Annotated in this window: 16 protein-coding genes; 8 read left to right on the forward strand and 8 right to left on the reverse strand. The window is 52.5% G+C overall.

Annotation, left to right across the window (positions count from 1 at the left end; translation table 11 throughout):
• Nucleotides 1-62: 62 nt before the first annotated feature.
• Nucleotides 63-536, forward strand: coding sequence for a transcription elongation factor GreA (gene greA / locus AMM48_RS10260; protein ID WP_022731298.1), 474 nt, complete (start codon nucleotides 63-65; stop codon nucleotides 534-536).
• Nucleotides 537-633: 97 nt separating this feature from the next.
• The gene (locus AMM48_RS10265; RefSeq protein ID WP_158246454.1) at nucleotides 634-1,110 is read left to right on the forward strand and encodes a GNAT family N-acetyltransferase; all 477 of its coding nucleotides are present in this window, start codon (nucleotides 634-636) and stop codon (nucleotides 1,108-1,110) included.
• An 82-nt stretch (nucleotides 1,111-1,192) separates the two neighbouring features.
• On the opposite strand, the gene AMM48_RS10270 is transcribed toward AMM48_RS10265, so the two are convergent.
• A complete protein-coding gene (locus AMM48_RS10270; RefSeq protein ID WP_022731296.1) occupies nucleotides 1,193-1,678 on the reverse strand; it encodes an Lrp/AsnC family transcriptional regulator in 486 nt (161 codons plus the stop codon).
• A 333-nt stretch (nucleotides 1,679-2,011) separates the two neighbouring features.
• Between AMM48_RS10270 and trxB the strand changes: the two genes are divergently transcribed.
• Complete coding sequence (gene trxB / locus AMM48_RS10275) at nucleotides 2,012-2,962, forward strand: thioredoxin-disulfide reductase (protein WP_102784037.1); 951 nt, start codon at nucleotides 2,012-2,014, stop codon at nucleotides 2,960-2,962.
• A 353-nt stretch (nucleotides 2,963-3,315) separates the two neighbouring features.
• Complete coding sequence (locus AMM48_RS10280; RefSeq protein ID WP_022731293.1) at nucleotides 3,316-4,254, forward strand: LysR family transcriptional regulator; 939 nt, start codon at nucleotides 3,316-3,318, stop codon at nucleotides 4,252-4,254.
• Nucleotides 4,255-4,620: 366 nt separating this feature from the next.
• Here the strand turns inward: AMM48_RS10280 and AMM48_RS10290 are convergent, their stop codons facing one another.
• A complete protein-coding gene (locus AMM48_RS10290; RefSeq protein ID WP_102783939.1) occupies nucleotides 4,621-4,803 on the reverse strand; it encodes a hypothetical protein in 183 nt (60 codons plus the stop codon).
• 634 nt (nucleotides 4,804-5,437) lie between these two features.
• On the opposite strand from AMM48_RS10290, the gene AMM48_RS10295 reads away from it, so the two are divergent.
• Both AMM48_RS10295 and AMM48_RS10305 read left to right on the forward strand, forming a co-directional pair.
• Nucleotides 5,438-6,772 (forward strand): adenylate/guanylate cyclase domain-containing protein, encoded by a 1,335-nt coding sequence (locus AMM48_RS10295; RefSeq protein ID WP_102783940.1) that lies wholly within the window; start codon nucleotides 5,438-5,440, stop codon nucleotides 6,770-6,772.
• A gap of 861 nt (nucleotides 6,773-7,633) precedes the next feature.
• Nucleotides 7,634-8,104, forward strand: a complete 471-nt coding sequence (locus AMM48_RS10305) for a Dps family protein (protein ID WP_102783942.1) — start codon at nucleotides 7,634-7,636, stop codon at nucleotides 8,102-8,104.
• Nucleotides 8,105-8,237: 133 nt separating this feature from the next.
• Here the strand turns inward: AMM48_RS10305 and AMM48_RS10310 are convergent, their stop codons facing one another.
• Together AMM48_RS10310 and AMM48_RS10315 are read right to left on the reverse strand one after the other, a co-directional pair.
• Nucleotides 8,238-9,272, reverse strand: coding sequence for a TRAP transporter substrate-binding protein (locus AMM48_RS10310; RefSeq protein ID WP_102783943.1), 1,035 nt, complete (start codon nucleotides 9,270-9,272; stop codon nucleotides 8,238-8,240).
• Nucleotides 9,273-9,422: 150 nt separating this feature from the next.
• Complete coding sequence (locus AMM48_RS10315) at nucleotides 9,423-10,433, reverse strand: aromatic ring-hydroxylating dioxygenase subunit alpha (RefSeq protein ID WP_102783944.1); 1,011 nt, start codon at nucleotides 10,431-10,433, stop codon at nucleotides 9,423-9,425.
• 173 nt (nucleotides 10,434-10,606) lie between these two features.
• Between AMM48_RS10315 and AMM48_RS10320 the strand changes: the two genes are divergently transcribed.
• Together AMM48_RS10320 and AMM48_RS10325 are read left to right on the forward strand one after the other, a co-directional pair.
• Nucleotides 10,607-11,323 carry a GntR family transcriptional regulator gene (locus AMM48_RS10320; RefSeq protein WP_102783945.1) on the forward strand — a complete coding sequence of 239 codons (717 nt, stop codon included), beginning with the start codon at nucleotides 10,607-10,609 and terminating at the stop codon, nucleotides 11,321-11,323.
• Between the two features lie 140 nt (nucleotides 11,324-11,463).
• Nucleotides 11,464-12,429 carry a PDR/VanB family oxidoreductase gene (locus AMM48_RS10325; RefSeq protein WP_102783946.1) on the forward strand — a complete coding sequence of 322 codons (966 nt, stop codon included), beginning with the start codon at nucleotides 11,464-11,466 and terminating at the stop codon, nucleotides 12,427-12,429.
• Between the two features lie 53 nt (nucleotides 12,430-12,482).
• Here AMM48_RS10325 and AMM48_RS10330 read toward each other — a convergent pair whose 3' ends face one another.
• From AMM48_RS10330 to AMM48_RS10345, 4 genes are all read right to left on the reverse strand, one after another.
• Entirely contained in the window at nucleotides 12,483-13,757 is a 1,275-nt protein-coding gene (locus tag AMM48_RS10330; protein ID WP_102783947.1) for an amidase family protein, read from the reverse strand.
• 61 nt (nucleotides 13,758-13,818) lie between these two features.
• A complete protein-coding gene (locus tag AMM48_RS10335) occupies nucleotides 13,819-14,502 on the reverse strand; it encodes a DUF2848 domain-containing protein (protein WP_102783948.1) in 684 nt (227 codons plus the stop codon).
• A gap of 128 nt (nucleotides 14,503-14,630) precedes the next feature.
• Nucleotides 14,631-15,908 (reverse strand): TRAP transporter large permease, encoded by a 1,278-nt coding sequence (locus tag AMM48_RS10340; RefSeq protein ID WP_102783949.1) that lies wholly within the window; start codon nucleotides 15,906-15,908, stop codon nucleotides 14,631-14,633.
• On the reverse strand, nucleotides 15,905-16,453 hold the full coding sequence (locus AMM48_RS10345) for a TRAP transporter small permease (protein ID WP_102783950.1): 549 nt from the start codon (nucleotides 16,451-16,453) through the stop codon (nucleotides 15,905-15,907). The genes AMM48_RS10340 and AMM48_RS10345 overlap by 4 nt, the downstream gene beginning before the upstream one ends.
• Between the last annotated feature and the right edge of the window lie 24 nt (nucleotides 16,454-16,477).

The following is a 16,477-nucleotide window of genomic DNA, read 5'->3' on the forward strand; positions in this document are numbered from 1 at the left end:
GGTAAATGCCGGGCGGTTGATTTTGTAGTATCGACCGCAATTAAGAATAGGCTGTGAGCGCGATGGAAAAAGTACCAATGACCCCGCAAGGGCATCAGCGCCTCGAAGAAGAACTGAAGCACCGCAAATCCGTTGAACGTCTTGAAATCATCAAGGCAATCGCGGAAGCGCGTGAGCATGGTGATCTTTCGGAAAATGCCGAATATCACGCTGCCCGCGAACGCCAAAGTTTCTGCGAAGGTCGTATTGCCGAGCTGGAAGATGTCCTGAGCCGGTCCGAAGTTATCGATGTACCGTCACTTGCCGGTTCCGTCGTTAAATTCGGGGCAACGGTTGAACTTGTCGACGAGAACACCGACGAAGAAACCACCTATCAGATTGTTGGCCCGATCGAGGCTGACATCAATGCCGGTCGTATTTCGACAACGTCCCCGATTGGGCGTTCGCTGATTGGCAAGTCGGTTGGTGATTCTGTCGAGGTGATCGTTCCCGGCGGCACCAAGAGCTATGAAATTTTGAAGGTCGACTTCGCCTGATTGAAAAAAACTTTCAATACGAAAACGGCCCGTCATCAAAACGGGCCGTTTTTTTATGCCTTCATTTCATCAAACACAGAAATTCCGGATGAACGCCATGACAGCCCAGATCACCATCCGCCAAGCAATCCCTGATGATTGCGCCCATGTCGCAGACATGTCCAATGCCCTGCATGTTGAAATGGATTACGACAATCCACCCCATAGCACGGACAGCATCCATGACATGATGTTTGGTAAACATGCGCTGATCAAAAGCCTGATCGCATGGCACGGTGAAACCCCGGTCGGACAGGCGGTGTTTCAGCCTTTCTACAACCCGGATATCTCGAAACTGGGTTTGTGGATGACCGAACTTTATGTCACGCCTGACATGCGATCAGAAAAGGTCGGGCATAAACTCATGACCGCCATGGGCAATCACGCGACCAGACATGGCTATGTGTCAATGTGGTGGTCTGTCCTTCAACGCAACGAAGGGGCGCTTCGTTTCTATGAACGGCTCGGCGCACGTAACTCCGGCGCATTGCAATATGAGATTGATGGTGACGCGCTGATGCGCCTTACCGATTAGCGGCAAAATTTCATGCAAAAAACCCAATCTGCCGTAAAGCAGATCGGGTTTCATTCAACGCGAGTTTCACCACAGAGACGTGTCAGTCTTCAGCTTCGATATCGATTGGCACGCCGGGCATATTTTTGGCCGTCCGAATCGACAGAGCCGATTTGACGTGATTGACGTTCTCAGCAACGGTCAGCTGCGTCGTCAGGAATTTCTGATATTCGTCCCAGCTGTGTGAAACGATCTTAAGAAGGAAATCCATTTCACCGGCAACCATGTGACATTCACGCACTTCCGGCCACGCAGCCGCACGGGCTTCGAACGCACGCAAGTCGTGTTCAGCCTGACTTGCCAAACCAACCATCGCAAACACCGTGACATTATAGCCAAGTGCCTGGGCATCAACATCGGCGTGATAGCCCTGAATGAAACCGGTTTCTTCCAGCGCACGCACACGACGCAAACAGGGCGGGGCCGAGATACCTGCACGACGTGCAAGTTCCACATTGGTCATGCGGCCATCTTCCTGTAGATCGCGCAGAATTCTGCGGTCGATCTTGTCGAGTTTGACCCGTTGCATTTATTCCTCGATTCTGTGCGCTAAACTGACCTCGTACGAAACAATATTACAGCGAGGCCCGATGCTGGCAATAATATATTCCGATCAAGAATGCAATCTTGTGCTTGGATGCCGTAACTGAAAATGCCGTAAATTCCGATTTTTATTGTCTTTTTGCCCTATGGTCTCAGGGTCTTGGCCATGCTTGGCAAACGCCCCGTCAAAAACGTAAAATTTCAACGCCTGAAAATCTGCCCAGCAGCATGTAAACTTTGTGCGAAGCTGTTGCGTCTTGCGCGGTCAGTCAATATGTTCGAGGCCAGTTTTCATTCAGCTCGGACGAATACAAAGAACATGGCCCAAGAACATCAGACCAAAGTCCTTATCATTGGCTCCGGTCCTGCCGGATATACTGCCGCGATCTATGCGGCACGTGCCAACCTTGAACCCATGATGGTGATGGGCCTGCAACCCGGTGGTCAGTTGACGATCACCACCGACGTTGAAAACTATCCGGGCTTTGCCGATGTTATTCAAGGTCCGTGGCTGATGGATCAGATGAAGGCACAGGCTGAACATGTCGGTACCAAAATGGCACACGACCTGATCACCGAAGTCGATTTTTCCAAACGCCCGTTCGTCTGCAAAGGTGATTCTGGCGATGTTTACATTGCCGAAACCATCATTATCTCAACCGGGGCTCAGGCCCGCTGGCTGGGCCTGCCGGGCGAAGAAAAATTCAATGGGCGCGGCGTTTCTGCCTGTGCGACCTGTGACGGGTTCTTCTATCGCAACAAGCCGGTCACGGTTGTTGGAGGTGGCAACACCGCGGTCGAAGAAGCCCTGTATCTTGCTGGCATCTGCTCGAAGGTTACCCTGATCCACCGCCGTGATGAGCTGCGTGCAGAAAAAATGCTGCAGGACCGTTTGCTTAAACACGAAAAGATCGATGTGGTCTGGGACAGTGTTGTTGATGACATTCTGGGTGGCGATGGCCCGATGGATGGTGTTGAAGGGGTGCGTGTCCGCAACATCAAAACCGATGAAACCACGGACATCCCGGCCGATGGTTTCTTTGTTGCCATCGGTCACGATCCGGCAACGGCGGTATTTAAGGGGCAGGTCACCATGGATGACGAAAACTATATCCTCGTCAATCCGGGCAGCACTGCAACCAACATTGCCGGTGTCTTTGCCGCAGGCGACGTCACTGACAAGATTTACCGTCAGGCCGTGACGGCTGCGGGCATGGGCTGCATGGCCGCCCTTGAAGCTGAAAAGTTCATTGCTGAACAAGAAAGCTGATCTTTTCGGCTTTGGCGTGATGGGCATCCTGTGCCACCGTCATAAACAAAATGATCCAGAAAACACCAAAGGGGATGCATTTTTGCATCCCCTTTTTCATGTGCCTGTTTTGGGTCCGATCCCGCCAATTACCTGACTTTTCACAAGAATCGCGCCGTTTGAAAATAGCGGTATAGGAAAATGCCTGCTTGCAGAAAACGTCACAGGCCTCATATTGAATTAATAATCATGTGCTTGGGCGGTTTGTGTGACGCACTTAACAGTGTTGAAACCAAATTGCCCATAAAAGAAGAGAACTATTATCAGGGGACTGGCGCAGCGACCGTGCGGCAGTGACATCTAGGAGCAGGTCTATGGACTGGGACAAGCTGCGTGTATTTCACGCTGTTGCGGAAGCTGGAAGCTTCACCCATGCGGGGGAAAATCTTAATCTGAGCCAATCGGCTGTCAGCCGGCAGATCAGTGCGCTTGAAGAAAGCGTAAAGGTTCCATTGTTCCATCGCCATGCACGTGGCCTTATCCTGACGGAACAGGGTGAACTTCTGTATCGCACGGCACATGATGTGTTTGCCAAACTTTCGATGGCAGAAGCCCGCATCCGCGAATCCAAGGAACGGCCAAGCGGCCCGCTGAAAGTAACCACCACGGTTGCCTTTGGCTCAACCTGGCTGACACCGCGCATTAACGAATTTCTTGAACGGTATCCGGAAATTGAACTGTCGCTTGTGCTCAATGACGAGGAACTCGACCTTGCCATGCGCGAAGCAGACGTCGCGATCCGCATGCAGCCGCCCCGGCAAGCCGACCTTGTACAGCGCCAGTTGATGACGCTGCGCTACCATGTGTTTGCATCGCCTGAATACATCAAACAATACGGTATCCCCAAAACGCCTGAAGATCTTAAAGATCACCGCCTGATCATTTATGGTGCGGATGCCCGCCCGCCGGTCTCAAATGTGAACTGGATGATGGCAACCGCCCAACAGTTCAAGCCTGACATGCGGCCCATACTCAAGCTGAACAACATCTACGGGATTTTCCGCGCGACCGAGTCTGGCCTTGGCATTTCGGCCCTGCCCGACTACCTGCTGCCCGCGACCAGCAATCTGGTGCGTATCTTGCCCGAACTCGAAGGGCCAAGTTTTGACGCCTACTTCGTCTATCCCGAAGAACTGCGTCATTCCAAGCGTATCGCAGTGTTCCGTGACTTCCTGATTGAAGAAATTAACAAAGGCAAGGTCAAGGCCGCGGCAGCTGCTGCGGCAGCTGCCAACAAGGCATCTTCTGACTAGCGCATATTGCCGTAAGCTTCACTGAACGCAGTACAATCTTCACGGCCCGGCCTTTGCCGGGCCGTTTGTCCATGCGCTATCAACATGGCACACCTAAAAGCACATCTGTACGATAAACCTAGATTATCCCCAGCGTATCTAATTGAAATGGCGTATTTTCTTGATCTTTCGCCACCAGATAGATCCATTTTTCCGATCAAAAAAAACCGGTTCACGAGCACACATTTCCGCATAGTTCAATTGATCTGCGACAATCAGCACCCAACCATAGATATCATTCCCCTTCATCCATCCATTGCGGAGATTTAAACCGGAATCAAGGCGACCTTTAACAATCTTCACCGCCTCTACCTTGTCATAATTCCTTCAAATTATTGACATTTCTTCGCCATGCACTAGGCGCATGGTTGGTTTGACATTATTAGACTTTAAATCACAGGTAAGCATTCTTATATTTGCATCATAGGTTGTGAGCATACGCAAAAGCGAAATTGCTCCGACCTTATCCTGATCATTTGATGATCCGTCTGCCAGAACGATATCTGGCATAGGAATCTCCCCCAGATTCCTTGTGTCTCCCAGGCACAAGCCTCCCTGTTGATCTTGCCGGTAGCACCCCCCTGCTACCGGCTTTTTTTTGCTCCTGCACAATAAATCTGCCGCCTGTTTATGCAGATAACCAACCCATGAAGTTCAATTCCACCTAATATTTCAATATTTACAATAGGTTATGATGACCTACCGAACAATTTTCTATTTATGCAGATTTTGCATGGCTGGAAAAGCAATTTGTCAGTGGTCATTCCCGTCAAAAACGCTATCTTGCTCCTCGAACCACAGCGGTACACACCGCAGCGTGGTACAGAGTTTTCTCCCTGACCGAATTTCGGTCTTTGCCGGGCGCCCTGCCCGGCATACCCAGGGCCCCGAGAGGGGTCCTACGTCTCCCAGACGTGAAGCCTCCCTGATAAACTTGCCGGGCATTTAATATGCCCGGCTTTTTTTTGCCTTTTCCCCAAATACTCTCGCATCTGCCACGCAAGCGTGATCCGATGTCATCACCCGATGACTTGGCAAAATCATCGCAACCTCGCACTATGATCCCAACGAACCGTCCATGGCAGCTATCGTGCATATGCAATCGGTTTGACAGTGACGTCTGCGTGTCAGGAAACAGTTGATTATGAAAAGCACACTTTGGGCGTTTCTGTTTGGCAAACCGGTGAACGCGCATCTGCCCGAACGCGTCCTGATCGCCATCGAACACCAGCAACGTGACAGCGAAAAGCTGATCGGATGGGTGCAGCTTCTGTTGGTGACAATATTTGCCATCCTCTATGCCTTTGCCCCGACCAGCGCCATGAACAAGGGGTTTCATCCCGTTCCATGGGCCTTGTCACTGTATTTCATGTTTACCTTTGCACGCCTGATCCTGTCATATCGCATCGCATTGCCACACTGGTTCTTGACGGTATCGGTCATTGCCGACATCGGGCTTTTGATGGTCCTGATCTGGAGCTTCCATATCCAGTATATGCAGCCAGCAAGCTTTTACCTCAAAGCGCCGACAATGATTTACGTCTTCATCTTTATTACCTTACGCAGCCTGCGTTTTGATCCACGCTACATCCTGATTGCTGGTGGGGCGGCCGCCTTTGGCTGGCTGACATTGGCCCTTTATGTGATCTGGAGCGAAGGTGGAAAAAGCATGATCACGCGCGATTATGTGACCTACCTGACATCAAACTCGATTCTCATCGGGGCAGAGGTCGACAAAATCATCGCCATTGTTCTGGTATCGGGGGTGCTGGCCATTGCGGTACTGCGCGCCCAACGGTCTTTTATCCGGGCCATTACCGATGAAATTGCTGCCAAGGATCTTTCACGGTTTGTGTCACCTGAAATTGCCGACCGCATCACCCGTGCGGAACATCAAATCAAACCCGGCGAAGGCGATGCTGTCACAGCAACGGTGATGTTTACCGACATCGAAGGCTTTTCGACCATATCGGAAAAACTGAGCCCGAAAGAGCTCGCCAAACTGTTAAATGAGTATTTCACACAGACCAGTGCGGTCATCGACAGGTTCGGCGGGATCATTACCCAGTTTGAAGGCGATGCGATGTTGATCACGTTCAATGCGATCACATCCGATCCCGATCATGCCGCCAACGCAGTCCGCACCGCTCTGGCCATTCAGGAAATTGCGCAATCACATACCTTCTGCCACGGCGCAAAAATCAAAACCCGTTGCGGGATTAACACGGGCGAGATCATCGTTGGGGCAATCGGTGCCGAAAACCACCTGACATTTACCGTGCATGGCGACAACGTCAATATTGCCGCCCGCCTTGAACAGCTCAATAAGCAATATGGCAGCTACATCCTTGCAACCAAGGAAACCCATCGTGCCTGTGGTGATCTGTGCGAAGGATCAGACTGGACGCCCTGTGGCGACGTGATCGTGCGTGGCCGCGCGGCCCCGACTCCTGTGCTTAGCATCGCCAGCCCGTCATAGATCCAAAGCCTGCTCTCCCTTGAGACCTCATTACCGCAACCGCAATGCCACGACCCGGACAAAATAAAAGTCCGGGGAGCCTAAGCTCGCCCGGACTTGGGGACAGATGGTCTTGGGGAGACCGATCAGATGCGCTGCCTTACCCGTGGGGTGCAATCGCTGTGGGGACAGCTTTTTACGGGTCCGATGCTAGTGAGGGAGGGCACCGCATCGATGTTTACGCATCTGACAATTGTGAATATGCCCGCGAAATGCGGCTCAAAAATCGGCCATCCGTGACCATTTCCGGGCGAATTACGGCAAATTGCGGCACAGCACCACCGATGCCGAAATTGCGACCAACACACAAAAAAAAGGGGCGGGGATAAACCCGCCCCAACTTATTCGGGGTCATCATGGTCTTGGGGAGACCGATCAGCCGCGGAATTTTCAGGCGGGGGAACAGCCTGAAAAATAAGCGATCCAGCATTATGAGGGGGGACAGATTTTGCTGACCGCGTCCTCGGCTGACAGTTAGGAATTTGGCCGATAAACAAGGCGGGAAAATAGGTCGCATTAGACCATTTCGGGGCGAATTATGGTCAAACCGAGGCAGACAGAAACTAAGTCACTGATACTATTATAAATCTCCAATGCCATCTGCACGGTCGGCACGGAAGTACCAAAACAAATTTCTGTGCCACAACCAATCGCCACAACCAAACCCCAACCCAAATAACCCCACAAGCCGTAATAGAATTGATCTATTGCAAATGATCACAGGATTGACTGGAATAAAGTTTTTACCAGGCAGATACTGCGTCTAACGAAATTGGGTCACCACCCTTTTGGGGCCCCACCCCGAATAAAAGGAGAAAACAAATGCAGATTGATATCGGTATTACTGAAACGAACCGCACGGAAATCGCCGACGGCCTTGGCCGCGTTCTGGCAGATTCCTATGCACTGTATCTGAAAACCCACAACTTCCATTGGAATGTAACGGGTCCGATGTTCCAAACCCTGCACACCATGTTCGAAGGACAATACACCGAACTGGCAACCGCGATTGACGAAGTTGCCGAACGTATTCGTTCGCTTGGTGCATTCGCACCCGCCAGTTTCTCGGCCTATGCCGAACTCTCCTCGATCGAGGAAGAAAAAGGCGTCCCTGCTGCCAAGGATATGATCGCACAGCTGATCACAGGGCACGAAACCCTGATCAAAACTGCGCGTTCGCTCTATCCGATTTGCGATAGCGCGGACGATGACGCAACCGCCGACCTTCTGACCGCCCGCATTCAGGTCCACGAAAAAACCGCCTGGATGTTGCGCTCCCTGCTTGAAGGCTGATCGGCGCAACTTCAAAATTAAGAACGGCCCGGAATGAATTTTCCGGGCCGTTTTTTTGTGCCAAGGCAAGAACCCCGGCACGGGATTGGCAATCAGGAAAGGAGCAACCTGATCACCAGACTGAACAGACCGTTTACTGACTGTGTTTGGCAATCGCGGCTCTGGCGGCCTTGACCATTGCCGCACCATCGACACCCTTTTCATTCATTTCGGCAATCCAGCGATCAATCACTTCATCGGATTTACCGGCAAACTTGTCGGTTTCTTCGGCCGACAGCTGAATGACTTCTCCTGATTTCGAAAAGATGTCTTCGCCGCGCGGCTCAATCGCATCCCATGCATCGCCAATTTCCTTGGCAATATGCGCCCCGGAATTATCATCGATCACTTTCTTCAAATCATCGGGCAGGGCTTCATACCGGTCCTTGTTCATCGCAAACATAAAGACCAGTGTGCCAAACCGCACACCATCGGCACCTTCAATCGAATATTTGGTCATATCCTGAATTTTGAACGGAATGGCAACTTCAAACGGGATCAGCGCACCGTCCACCACACCAAGCGAAAGTGCCTGTGGTAAATCAGGTACAGGCATGCTGACAGGTTGCGCCCCCCAGCTTTCAAGCATCCAGACACCGGTTCGCGATGGCGCACGAAGCTTCATGCCTTTCAGATCCGCAAGGCTCTCGATCTTCTTTTCGGTGGTAAAAAGTGCCTGCCCCGTATGGACATGGATCAGCAAGGGTTTGATATCGTCAAAATCCTGCGACAGATGTTCTTCATAGACATCCTGAATGGCCATATTGGTGATCGCGGCACTGCCGGTATGCACAAACGGAAGCTCAAACACTTCGCTACGCGGATACACGCCGGGCGTATAGCCAAGCGCGCTCCAGCCAAGATCAACCGCACCATCGCGGATATGGCTGTAAAGTTCGGTCGGCTTGCCGCCCAGCGACATAGCCGGATAAATCTCGATCTTGATCCGGCCATCGGATTGTTCTTCGATCCGCTTGGCCCATGGTTCAAGGAACTGGGTTTGTGCAGTGGATTTTGGCCCCAACACATGTTCAAGAATAAAAGTAAATTCGGGTTCGGCATGCGCAGATATCGCACTTGCCAGACAGCCCACAGCAACCGCTGCGGACACACACAGGCGTTTAAACATGATCTACCTCAGACGTTTTCCCTGAAAGTCGCACAACACCCCCGCCCGCTTTGCGCGGTTTTGGTGCGGTTCAATGATGTTGTGCGTTTCTCTCTCTTGTTGTCATTTTGCCGAACGGAACGGCCCGTACGACTTTATTGGAACTGGCGGTTACCCCGCGGCCAGAGCACGGTCAATCAGGCGCCGCGCACGCACGCCGCCAGCATCAATGTTGAAATTCAAAAGCTTGCGCTCCGGATTGCGCAGCAAATTGGCCTGTTGCCCTTCGACCACTTCAAGGTCCTCGTGGAAGACCTTTGCCTGTGCATCCTTGATATTCTGCGTCAGACCGTGGTCATCAATATCAAAGTTGCGCACCATACCCCAGTAGTAGCGGCATGTGGTTTCAGTTTCCGGGGTCATGGTGTTCACAACAATCCCGGTGACACCTTTTGATCGATCTCCCTGTTGCGCACCAGTCCCGGCAAGCGCAACCCCGACATCAATCATGATGTTAGAGGGCAATGTGAATGTGCAAATCTGCCAACGGTCACAGACTTCCTTGGATTTCAGGTTATTTGCCCAGAACGGCGGCGGGACAATGTTTTCCATCCAGCGTTCCACCGTAACACTGTCATCATCCGAACGGGTCACTGGCAGGCTTTCGGTGATTTCAAGCTGTCCGATGCTTGACGGATGAACATATGTCTCATGGCTCAGGTCCATCAGGTTATCGACCAGAAGCTCATAGCCGCATTTAACGTCATATAAGCCACCATCAAAGACCCAGCCCTCTTCGGAGGCATGCGGAATCACTGGAATCAGGCTTTCGTCAGCCTTTTCCTTGTCCCCGATCCAGACCCAGACAAACCGGTCTTTTTCAACGACCGGATACGCCCGCACACAGGCTTCGGGGTGGATGCTTTCCTGATTGGGCATATGAACGCATGCGCCGGCCCCGTCAAATTCCAACCCGTGATAGCCACAGATAAGACGATCCCCTTCGACGTAGCCCTGACTCAAAGGCAACAGACGGTGCGGGCAACTGTCTTCAAGTGCGACAACAGAACGGTCAGCACGACGATACAAAACAATATTTTCATTGCAGATGGTGCGCGCAACCGGCTTACGGCCAATTTCGCCATCCCACCCTGCAACATACCAGAAGTTACGCAGGAACATGTTTTCTCTCCCTTGGCATTGCGCCAAATCGATTACGTACAGGTGAATGTAAATCCACTCTCTTTTTGTTATGGTTCTAATCGTAATAAAATTGGATCCAATTTGGCAAGAGGCTTTTTTACCAATCCAATCTGAACTATGATCAGACGCCTATAAAAAAACCGGGATCAAGCATGAGCAAACACGGCCAGAGAGTCCTGATCACATTGCGCAAAATGATCGCCAACGGGGAACTTCCTCCGGGCGAACGGGTTGCCGAAATTCCGATATCCGAACGGCTTGGCGTTTCGCGTACGCCGGTTCGAATTGCCTTTCGCACTCTCGAACAAGAAGGACTCCTGCGCAAAGGCGACCGCCGCGGCTATACCGTCCGTGCCATCACACCAACAGAAATAGCCGATGCCATCGAAGTGCGCGGCGTCCTCGAAGGACTCGCCGCACGCTTGGCCTGCGAACGTGGGGTTTCACCACCAGCACGCAACAGTCTTGTTAACTGTCTGTCCATGGGCGACTCATTGTTCTCAAAGGGATTTTTGACCGATGAGGACATGGAAATCTATCACGATTTCAACATGCAGTTCCATAACACCATCATTGAGGCCAGCCGCAATATCGCCATCGAAGACGCCCTGTCACGCAACGACCACTTGCCCTTTGCATCGGTGTCTTCAATCGCCTTTAACCGCGATGACATGTCCGGAGAATACCGGCGTTTTAATTTCAGCCACATGCAGCATCACATCATTTTTGATGCAATAGATAACGGTCAAGGCGCACGGGCAGAAGCCCTGATGCGCGAACATGCCAACGCAGCATTGCGCTACACCAAGATTCTCAGCCCATCGCAGAACATGCCGGAAAACTTCACCGTCATTGAACGCGAAGACTAACACCATCCCCAAAGGCACCCTCTCCATCGACACGCATGGCATTTGACAAAATTGGATCCAATTGATTTAATCTGGATCCAATTTAATCCTGCGAACAATCACACCTGGACGCAATCCGGGGACAGGGAAGGAAAATCGCCATGCTCAGAACCACCGTCCAACAGATCCATACCCTGACAGATCGCATCCGTGGATTCGATCTTGTTGCATCCGACGGATGCGTGCTTCCGCCGTGTGAACCGGGGGCCCACATCAAGGTCAACGTCACCGACACATCTGGAAATTCGGTCAAACGGTCCTATTCCGTGATAAATCCCGGTCAGACCGACAGATACCGGATCGCCGTCCTGCGTGAAGTCGATGGAGAAGGTGGATCTGCCTTCATGCACGACAAGGTAACCGTCGGTGATGAACTCAACATCGACCTGCCGCAAAATGACTTCCCACTGCACAGTGATGCTCAAAGCACCATCCTGATCGCAGGCGGAATTGGCATCACACCCATTTTGGCAATGGCCACAACGCTAACGGCGGAAAAAAAGGATTTTGCCCTGCATTACAGCAGCCGCACCCATCAGGACATGGCCCTGATGCATGATGTGCTTGATGCCGCTACCGGGCGGTGCACGCTTTATTTCGACGGCGGTACACCATCACGCGCAATGCCGCTTTCGACCATCCTTGGCCCGGTCGAGGCTGGTAAACATGTTTATGTGTGTGGGCCGGGTGGCTTGATTGATGCCGTCCTTGATGCCGCGCGCCGTCACCGTTGGGCATCTAACAACATCCATTATGAACGTTTTTCAACACCAGCAGCCCAGCTTGATGACAGTGCATTTGAAGTTCACCTTCAACACAGCAACCAAAGTTTTGACGTCCCTGTTGGGAAATCGATCCTTGATGTGCTGATCGACGAGGGCATTGATCCGCTTTATGACTGCAAAAAGGGAAATTGCGGGATTTGCACATCGGCGGTTTTATCGTGCGACGGGGACCTATCCCATCGCGACGCCTATCTGAGTGACGGACAAAAAAGCCAGAATGATCAAATGTGCATCTGCGTGTCACGCATGCAGGGCGGCGGTAAATTGACCTTGGACCTATAACGCAAAAGGCCCGGAAAATCCGGGCCTTTGTTGATTTTACACCATCAGATTGATCAGCCAAAAAGCGGATCAATCTGGCGCGCGGCCCCCAACACCGCCTTGTCATGACCATGCGGGGCACCGATCATTAAGGATGCCGGAACTGTTTGCCCGACAACATTGACCGGAATTGAAATCGCACAGGCATCAACAAGATTCAAATACCCGGTATTGCGCAACATCATCGCATTCAGATTGTCAAAGTCGGCTTCGACCTCGGCAATCTTGGGCGCCATCATCGGCAAGGTCGGGGCGATCATGACATCGACCTCTGCCATCGCCGACCCGAACTGCGCGATTACATCCGTGCGCTTGGCATAGGCAGCAATCAGGTCATCTTTTGACAGCGTCTCGGCAAACTTAATCCGTGTTAAAACGCGCGGATCACCACATGTTTCGAGCTTGTCGATATCCTTGCCATAGATGGCATGCGCTTCGGCTGACACCAGCATTTTGTTGAGGATCGCATTTTCGGCGATAAAGCCAAGATCAAGTGTCACCAGCTCATGCCCGGCAGCGCGCAACTTTGCACAAACCATCTCGAAATCGGCCTTCACCCGCCCGTCAAGACCATCGACAAAGCCACTGCTCGGTACACCGATGCGCAACGTTGCGGCACTTGCCGGCGCATCAATCACCGTCTGACCCGACATCACTTCAAACACCGTGATCACAGTATCAAGGTCCGATGCCAGCGGCCCCGGCGTATCAAAGCTTTTTGCCAGTGGATGGATGCCGTCACCCGACACCGACAGGCGCGATGGTTTAAACCCGTAAAGCCCATTGATTGCCGATGGAATGCGAATTGATCCGCCGGTATCGGTGCCCAATGCAAAATCAACTATCCCATGGGCCACGGTCAAACCACCGCCCGACGTCGACCCACCGGGAATGCCATCGGCGTCAAACACATTACCCGGCGTTCCGTAATGCGGGTTCAACCCGACACCGGAATAGGCGAATTCGCTTAATGTGGTGCGCCCGAATGGTATCGCCCCGGCTTCCTTCACCCGCCGGACAACATCGCAATCTTGCGGTGCCGGGGTGCGACCTTTCAGAAGTTCGGATCCCGCCGTGGTGGCGATACCTGCCTCATCATACAGGTCCTTGATCGACACCAGTTTACCGGCAAGCGGCAAGTTGGGATTATCAGTAATCTGTTTTTCACAACGTTCAGCATCACGTAAAATCCGGTCGCGATCAAACTCGGTAAAGATTTTATCGGCCAGATCGCCCAACTGATCAACCACGTCAATCGCAGCCGTGACCTTATCGATAATCGCCCCCATCAGGCAGCCTCCGTCCTGTTATGTTTTTTCTCTGCGCACCAAATTGCCCCAAGTTAAGGACTTAGGCGACTTCGGGCAGTTCCTTAATGTCATAGGCGTGCTCGATGGTGCGATCAAGTACCGGGTCATGCAATGCCATTTTAAAACGACGGGCCGGACGAACCCCGCCCTTTGCACCAAGAGTGCCACACAGCATCACCGATGCCTTGCCTGTACCTGATGTGGTCATCAGCCCGGAACCATCGATAAGGTCGGTCAAAGGCCGGATCGAGGCAATCGTACCTTCCTGATACAGCACCCAGTCATCGCCATCTTTTTCCTGCACCCAAGACCGCATTTCAATCTGTTCGATATGGTCTTTGACCTCATCAAACCGCCAGATTTCCGATGCCACCGGCTTTTCACAAATCTGTTTGGAAAGCGCGACAGAATGGGCTTCAAGTTCACGGTCGGTGTGATCCGACGCCAAACCAAGATAAAGCACACCGTCGTTCGCAATCAGGAACGGCTCGATCTCACCCGATGTGCCTTTACCAACCACTTCAATGGCGTCTTGCTGGGTGACCATGCCCGATGCCGTGCGGTAATAAAGCGGCACACTTGATGGCGGCTTTACCCCAATTTCGGCCAGTTCATCAATGTGATGCTGAATGGCCGCCGCATCGCGCCCGGTCCAGCCGGCAACCGTGCAATGGGCAATATCAAAACTGATTTCTGTGCCCGCAAGAGTGAATGTCATCTGCATGTTGATGTCCCAGTATTCTTGAATTTTTTGGGGGTGCCAAGATCAAAGCCCGGCACAATGAAGGGGCCCGGACCGGGATATTCCCGGCCCGTCAGCCAAATGGTGTGATGAAGGAACCTGCCCGGCCCCTAAAGGTAATCAGGCAGGAACAAGGCCAGTTGCGGCAGGAAGATCAGGCCGACAATCATCGCCATCATCACCAGAACAAACGGGATCGTGCCCAGCATGACCTCGGAAAGTCGTCCGGATTTTCGCGCCCCCTGCACAACGTAAAGGTTCAAGCCAACCGGTGGGGTGATCAACGCCATCTCGATCAGAACGATCAAAAGAATGCCAAACCAGACCTTATCGAACCCCATTCCGGTCATGATCGGCACAATGATCGGAATGGTCGCCACCATCAGTGACAGGGTTTCGATAAAGAAACCCAGCACGATATAAAGAGCGACCACGACCATAAGGGTGCCCATCGGGCTAAAGTTAAGGCCGGTCAAAAGGTCTTTAAGTTCACGCCCCATGCCCGCCGCCGTCAGGGTAAAGTTCAGGAAATACGCCCCGATGATCACAAGCATGATCATGGCGGTAATCCGAACGGTTCCGACCAGACACAATTTAATCATGTCATTGGAAACACCCCGGTTAAAGGCGGCGATCAACATGGCAATCACAACCCCGATGGCCGCAGACTCGGTCGGTGTCGCCCATCCGGCATAGATTGATCCGATCACCGCGATAAACAGGATCAGGATCGGGATCAGATGTCGCAGGCTTCCGACACGTTCCGCCCATGTAAATGAACGGCTTTGCCCGCCAAGCGACGGCTTGATCTTGCACAGAACAACCGTGACCAGCATGAAGGCAACCGCCATCACAAGCCCCGGCACCAAACCCGCCAGAAACAGGCGTGGAATGGATGTTTCGGTCAGGAACCCGTAGACAATCAGATTGCGATGCGGGATCATGATGCCAAGTGTACCGCCCGCCGCAATCGCCCCGGAAAACAGTTTTGGATCATAGCCAAGCTTTTCGGCTTGCGGCATCGCCACCGTTGCAACCGTGGCCGCCGTGGCCACCGATGATCCTGACGTTGCCGAAAACATCGTCGCGGTCCCGATATTGGCGTGGATCAACCCACCCGGAAGCCAGGAAAACCATTTATCCAGCGCCTCATAGGTTTTTTCGGCAATCCCGCCACGCACCAGAATTTCGCCCAGCAGGACAAAGAATGGAATGGCGATCAGGGTTGATGAGTTTGACGATGACCAGACAACCTGACCCAGCCCGCGCAAAAGCGGGAACGGGGTAAAGAACTGGTCAACACCAATGCCCAGCAGAAACAAAACAATCCCGACCGGGATGGATAAGGCCAAAAAGCCCAAAAGGGATGCGGTTACAGCAAAAATCATGTCTCAAGCTCCACTTCGGAGCGCGCACCGACAAGCGCATCGGCCTGATCAAAATCGCGACGCATCATCAATACCAATGACAGGATGACAAGAACGCAGGCCGACACCGCAAACCAGATCCAGCCCGAAAGCCAGATCGTCTGTGGAATCCAAAGGGGCGTTTCAAGCGCAGTATTGGCCCGAGATCCGCGTTCGATGGTTTTTTCAAGCACCGGCCAGCATTGAAACGCAACAAGTGATGCCACCCCGGCCAAAGCCACAATTGCAATCAGGTCAAGCAACGCCCGACCGCGTGTCTGCAAACGCAACCGGATCAGATCAATGCGCACATGGGCAAGCTCCGTCAGGGCATATGACATCCCCCAACTGGCAACGCCTGCCATAACATATCCTGATATTTCTTCGGCACCGCCAAGCGATATACCGACTTCACGCAGCACGATTTCTGCGATAATCAGGATCACGGTGCCCGTCAGAACAAGTCCGACGAGCAACGCGATAATGCGGTTTGTGCGGCGGATGGCCGCAATCAATGTATTGGTCACTGTTCCGGCCTCTCCGCCTATTGC

This window comes from Thalassospira sp. GB04J01, assembly GCF_000751115.1.
Classification (GTDB): Bacteria; Pseudomonadota; Alphaproteobacteria; order Rhodospirillales; family Thalassospiraceae; genus Thalassospira; species Thalassospira lucentensis.

Coding starts and splice junctions, on each gene's coding strand:
- trxB (WP_102784037.1), top strand. CDS start 2,012: ATGGCCCAAGAACATCAGACCAAAGTCCTTATCATTGGCTCCGGTCCT.
- AMM48_RS10280 (WP_022731293.1), top strand. CDS start 3,316: ATGGACTGGGACAAGCTGCGTGTATTTCACGCTGTTGCGGAAGCTGGA.
- AMM48_RS10305 (WP_102783942.1), top strand. CDS start 7,634: ATGCAGATTGATATCGGTATTACTGAAACGAACCGCACGGAAATCGCC.
- AMM48_RS10315 (WP_102783944.1), bottom strand. CDS start 10,433: ATGTTCCTGCGTAACTTCTGGTATGTTGCAGGGTGGGATGGCGAAATT.
- AMM48_RS10295 (WP_102783940.1), top strand. CDS start 5,438: ATGAAAAGCACACTTTGGGCGTTTCTGTTTGGCAAACCGGTGAACGCG.
- AMM48_RS10310 (WP_102783943.1), bottom strand. CDS start 9,272: ATGTTTAAACGCCTGTGTGTGTCCGCAGCGGTTGCTGTGGGCTGTCTG.
- AMM48_RS10320 (WP_102783945.1), top strand. CDS start 10,607: ATGAGCAAACACGGCCAGAGAGTCCTGATCACATTGCGCAAAATGATC.
- AMM48_RS10340 (WP_102783949.1), bottom strand. CDS start 15,908: ATGATTTTTGCTGTAACCGCATCCCTTTTGGGCTTTTTGGCCTTATCC.
- AMM48_RS10265 (WP_158246454.1), top strand. CDS start 634: ATGACAGCCCAGATCACCATCCGCCAAGCAATCCCTGATGATTGCGCC.
- greA (WP_022731298.1), top strand. CDS start 63: ATGGAAAAAGTACCAATGACCCCGCAAGGGCATCAGCGCCTCGAAGAA.
- AMM48_RS10270 (WP_022731296.1), bottom strand. CDS start 1,678: ATGCAACGGGTCAAACTCGACAAGATCGACCGCAGAATTCTGCGCGAT.
- AMM48_RS10335 (WP_102783948.1), bottom strand. CDS start 14,502: ATGCAGATGACATTCACTCTTGCGGGCACAGAAATCAGTTTTGATATT.
- AMM48_RS10330 (WP_102783947.1), bottom strand. CDS start 13,757: ATGGGGGCGATTATCGATAAGGTCACGGCTGCGATTGACGTGGTTGAT.
- AMM48_RS10290 (WP_102783939.1), bottom strand. CDS start 4,803: ATGCCAGATATCGTTCTGGCAGACGGATCATCAAATGATCAGGATAAG.
- AMM48_RS10325 (WP_102783946.1), top strand. CDS start 11,464: ATGCTCAGAACCACCGTCCAACAGATCCATACCCTGACAGATCGCATC.